The sequence below is a fragment of the Streptomyces sp. NPDC059477 genome (genome assembly GCF_042749375.1).
GTDB lineage: Bacteria > Actinomycetota > Actinomycetes > Streptomycetales > Streptomycetaceae > Streptomyces.
The window spans coordinates 89,576-93,435 of record NZ_JBHYUG010000026.1 but is presented as its reverse complement, the minus strand read 5'-3'; the positions used below and the strand labels follow the sequence as shown (position 1 = coordinate 93,435).

Below are 3,860 nucleotides of genomic sequence, written 5' to 3'. Positions count from 1 at the left end.
ACCCCCCTCGGGGTCCCATGGCGCGCCCCCCCGGTACCCGCGGGCGGGGGCGGGGCCGCCCCGCCGGGGGGTGAGCGGGGGCAACCCGGTCAGCAGGTCGTTCACGCGGACTTCACCGTCTCCACGGCCGGTTCGCGCATACCGCGCCACGAGGGCAGCAGGGTCGCGGCGAACACCAGCAGCAGCGACCCGCCGACGATGGCGAGATACACGCCGATGGATCCCTGGGGCAGATAGGAGTCGCTCTTGACCAGGCTGTACGGGACGATCGTGGTCGCCGCGGCGAGGGTGCCCAGGACGGTGGCGACGACCGCGATCAGCACGCCCTCGACGCTCAGCATGCCGAGCACCTGGGCGCGGGTGGCGCCGGTGAGCCGCTGGAGGCCGAACTCCGCGCCGCGTTTGCGGGTGACGGCCACCAGGGTGTTCACCACGGTGATCGCGGCATAGCCGACGATCATGGCGACGATGGTGTAGTTGGCGGAGACCAGGATCTGCTGGATCTGGTCGTTGCGGCCGGCCAGCGAGGAACTGTCGTCGAGTTCGGTGCCGGGCACCTGGGCGGCGAGGGCCGCGAGCCGGTCGTGCGTCGCCGTCTCTTCGCCGGGCGCGGTGCTCACCAGGATCTGCCCCGGCAGCCCTTCGGCGGTGTGGGCGGCGAGGGTGGCGGCGGGCAGGGTGAGGTACTGCTGCTGGGGGTTGTCGGTGTAGAGGGCGACGACGGTGGGGCGTACGGCGGTGCCGTCGCCGAGGTGCATCGGCAGCCGGTCGCCGACGCCCACCCCGTACTCCTCGGCCTTCTTGTCGGACAGGGCCACGGTGTCCCCGGTCAGGTCGGCGAGGGAGCCGGCGACGAGGGGCAGGTCGAGGCTCTGGGCGGCGCCGTCGGCGGAGATGCCGCGCAGGTCGGTGTCGGCGGGGCCGCCGGGGCGGTCCACGAAGCCCCTGGCGGTGACGAACTCGGCGGCGGCGCTCACGCCGGGCGTGGCGCGGACCTGGTCCACGACGCCGGGGGCGAATCCGCCGGTGGTGGAGTCGAGGACGTACTGGGCGAGGATGTTGCGGTCGTAGGAGGTGCGCGAGACGGCGTCCTCGGTGGACTGCATGTACAGGGTGCCGGTGGCGATGCCGATGAGCAGGACGATCGGGGCGACGGCGCCCGCCATGCGGACGTTCGCCGTGGCGGCGTTGCGCAGCGCGAGCTGTCCGGAGAGGCCGGACAGGGCGCGTACGGGCAGCCGCAGCAGCGCGACCATGGCCTTGGTGATGCCGGGGGCGAGCAGGGCGAGGCCGATGCAGAACAGGACGGAGGCCGGGCCCGCGGTGCTGGCGAGGGTGGGGCCGTTCTCCATGACGGTGACCGTGGCGACGGCGAGCCCGATGCCGTTGGCGAGGAAGAACAGGGCGAGCAGCAGGCGCGGCACGCTGAACCAGCGGGTGCCCGCGGTGACTTCGGCGAGCGCGGCGACCGGTTCGGTGCGGGCGGCCCCGCGCCCGGCGAAGCGGGTGGCCAGGGCGGCGGCCAGCACGGTCACGACGGCGCCGACGGCCATCGGGACCCAGCCCGCGTGGTAGACGATGGCGGGCGACACCACACCGCTGTCGGTGAGCACGCCGAACAGCAGCCGTCCGATGGCCTGTCCGGGCAGCAGGGCCAGGGCCACGGACGCCACCGACAGCACGGCCGTCTCGGTCAGGATCATCCGGCGCAGCTGCTTCTGGGTGGAGCCGACGGCGCGCAGCAGGGCCATCTCACGGACCCGCTGCTGAAGGGAGAGGCCGAGGGTGGAGGCGACGCCGAACATGACGATGAGGACGACCGAGCTGCCGAAGACCGCCGAGAGGATGACGACGGTGCGCCGGCTGGAGAGGGTGCCGGGCAGTTCGGCCAGGCCACGCTGTGCTCCGGTGAGGACCTCGGCACGGTCGCCGACGGCCGAGCGCACCGCGTCGGCGACGGTGGCGGCGTCGGTGCCGGCCACGGGCAGCACGCCGATGGAGTCGATCCGGCCGCCGGCCAGGGCGCGGGCCTCGGCGTCGCTGAAGAACACGGCGGGGTCGGGGTTGCGGTCGCCGCGCTGTTCGGCGACGCCGGTCACCTCGTACCGGCGGGTGGTGCCCTGGACGACGATGTCGACCGTGGACCCGGGGCGGGCGCCCGCCGCTTCGGCGAGGTCCGCGTCGAGGACGACCTCGCCGCCGGTGACGGGGGAGGTCCCGGCGGCGAGGGTATAGGGGGTGAGCGCGGCGGCGTCCCAGCCGTGCCCGGAGGTGGCGGTGTCGCCGGTGACGGGCTCGCCGTCCTTCAGGACGGTGGCCGGGACCGACACATCGCCGACCGCCTCGCGTACGCCGTCCACCGCGGCGACCTCGTCCACCAGGCCGGGGTCGATGCGGTGGCGCTCGGTCAGCGCGGCGGAGTCGTAGGTCTGCTCGCCGGTGACGACGACCGGGGCGCCCGCCAGGCGCTGCGGGTCGGCCGCCATGCGGACGCCGGTCTCCATCAGGCCGCCGCAGCCGATGACGATGGCGGCGCCGAGGAACATGGCGAGGAAGGTCGCGACGAAGCTCGTGCGGCGGAACTTCAGGGTGCGCAGGGCCAGACGCCACATCAGAACCGGCCTCCGGAGTGCTGCGGCGCGCTCGTGCGGCCGGTCTCGTCGTCCCAGGCGCCGAGCCGGGTCATCCGGGCGGCGACGGCTTCGGCCGTGGGCCTGCGCAGTTCCCCGGCCGGGGCGCCGTCGGCGAGGAAGACGACCCGGTCGGCGTAGGAGGCGGCGACCGGGTCGTGGGTGACCATGACCAGGGTCTGGCCCGCGATGTCGACGGACTCGCGCAGCAGGGCGAGCACGGCGCCGGCGGTACGGGTGTCGAGGGCACCGGTGGGCTCGTCGGCGAAGACGACGGCGGGGCGGGTGACCAGGGCGCGGGCGATGGCGACGCGCTGCTGCTGGCCGCCGGAGAGCTGGGCGGGCAGATGGCCGAGCCGCTCGCCGAGTCCGACGCGCCGCACGACATCGCGGATGACGGTCTTGTCGGGGCGCTGTCCGGCCAGTTGCAGCGGCAGGGTGATGTTCTGCATGACGGTCAGCGCGGGCAGCAGGTTGAAGGACTGGAAGATGAAGCCGATGCGGCTGCGGCGCAGCTTGGTCAGCGCGGTGTCGTCGAGCCCGGCCAGATCGGTGCCGCCCACGGTGACCTTGCCGGAGGTGGGCGCCACCAGGCCCGCCGCGCAGTGCAGGAAGGTGCTCTTGCCGGATCCGGAGGGGCCCATCACGGCGGTGAAGGTGCCGTCGGCGAACGTCATGGTGAGCCCGCGCAGCGCGGTCACCTGGCTGTCGCCCCTGCCGTAGGTCTTCGACACGGCGTCCAGCCGTACCGCCTCCGCCTGGCGGAGGTCCTGAGATGTGTGCACTGGGGCTCTCCCTGTGGGGTGACGCGGTGGGGACGCGGTGTGGAGGGGCGAAGAGGGACGAGGACGCGATGTCCGGGCACCAGATTAGGAAGGGCGGGCCCGCGGCACATTGGCATTGTCAGGCCGGTTCGAGGTAGAGGTTTCTCCACCTCCGCGCGCCAGGTTCCGCCCCTCGATGGGTGGATTTTCGGCTGACGGTGGAGATATTTCCGGCGGGTTTCGGGCGGGTTTTCGCAGGACTCTCCTCCCCTTGGCAGGGACCGGTTATCACCAGTGCCGTACGGGCTTTGTGCCGGTACCGTCTGACCGTGAGAAAAAGCCTCGACGAAGGGGAAGTCGATGCCCGGGAAACGGCCGGAGTCGCGCGGGTCACGAGGGAGCGCCGGATGGGCCGCGGTGAGCGAGGGGTGATGCGGCCCGATCATGAACTGACCGCGCGTGTAAG

Annotated in this window: 2 protein-coding genes; both read right to left on the bottom strand. The window is 73.0% G+C overall.

The features are described from left to right. Positions 1–101 precede the first annotated feature (101 nt). The gene (locus ACFXAZ_RS16150; RefSeq protein WP_384590507.1) at positions 102–2,612 is read right to left on the bottom strand and encodes an FtsX-like permease family protein; all 2,511 of its coding nucleotides are present in this window, start codon (positions 2,610–2,612) and stop codon (positions 102–104) included. After that, entirely contained in the window at positions 2,612–3,415 is an 804-nt protein-coding gene (locus ACFXAZ_RS16145) for an ABC transporter ATP-binding protein (protein ID WP_384590504.1), read from the bottom strand. The genes ACFXAZ_RS16150 and ACFXAZ_RS16145 overlap by 1 nt, the downstream gene beginning before the upstream one ends. Positions 3,416–3,860 lie beyond the last annotated feature (445 nt).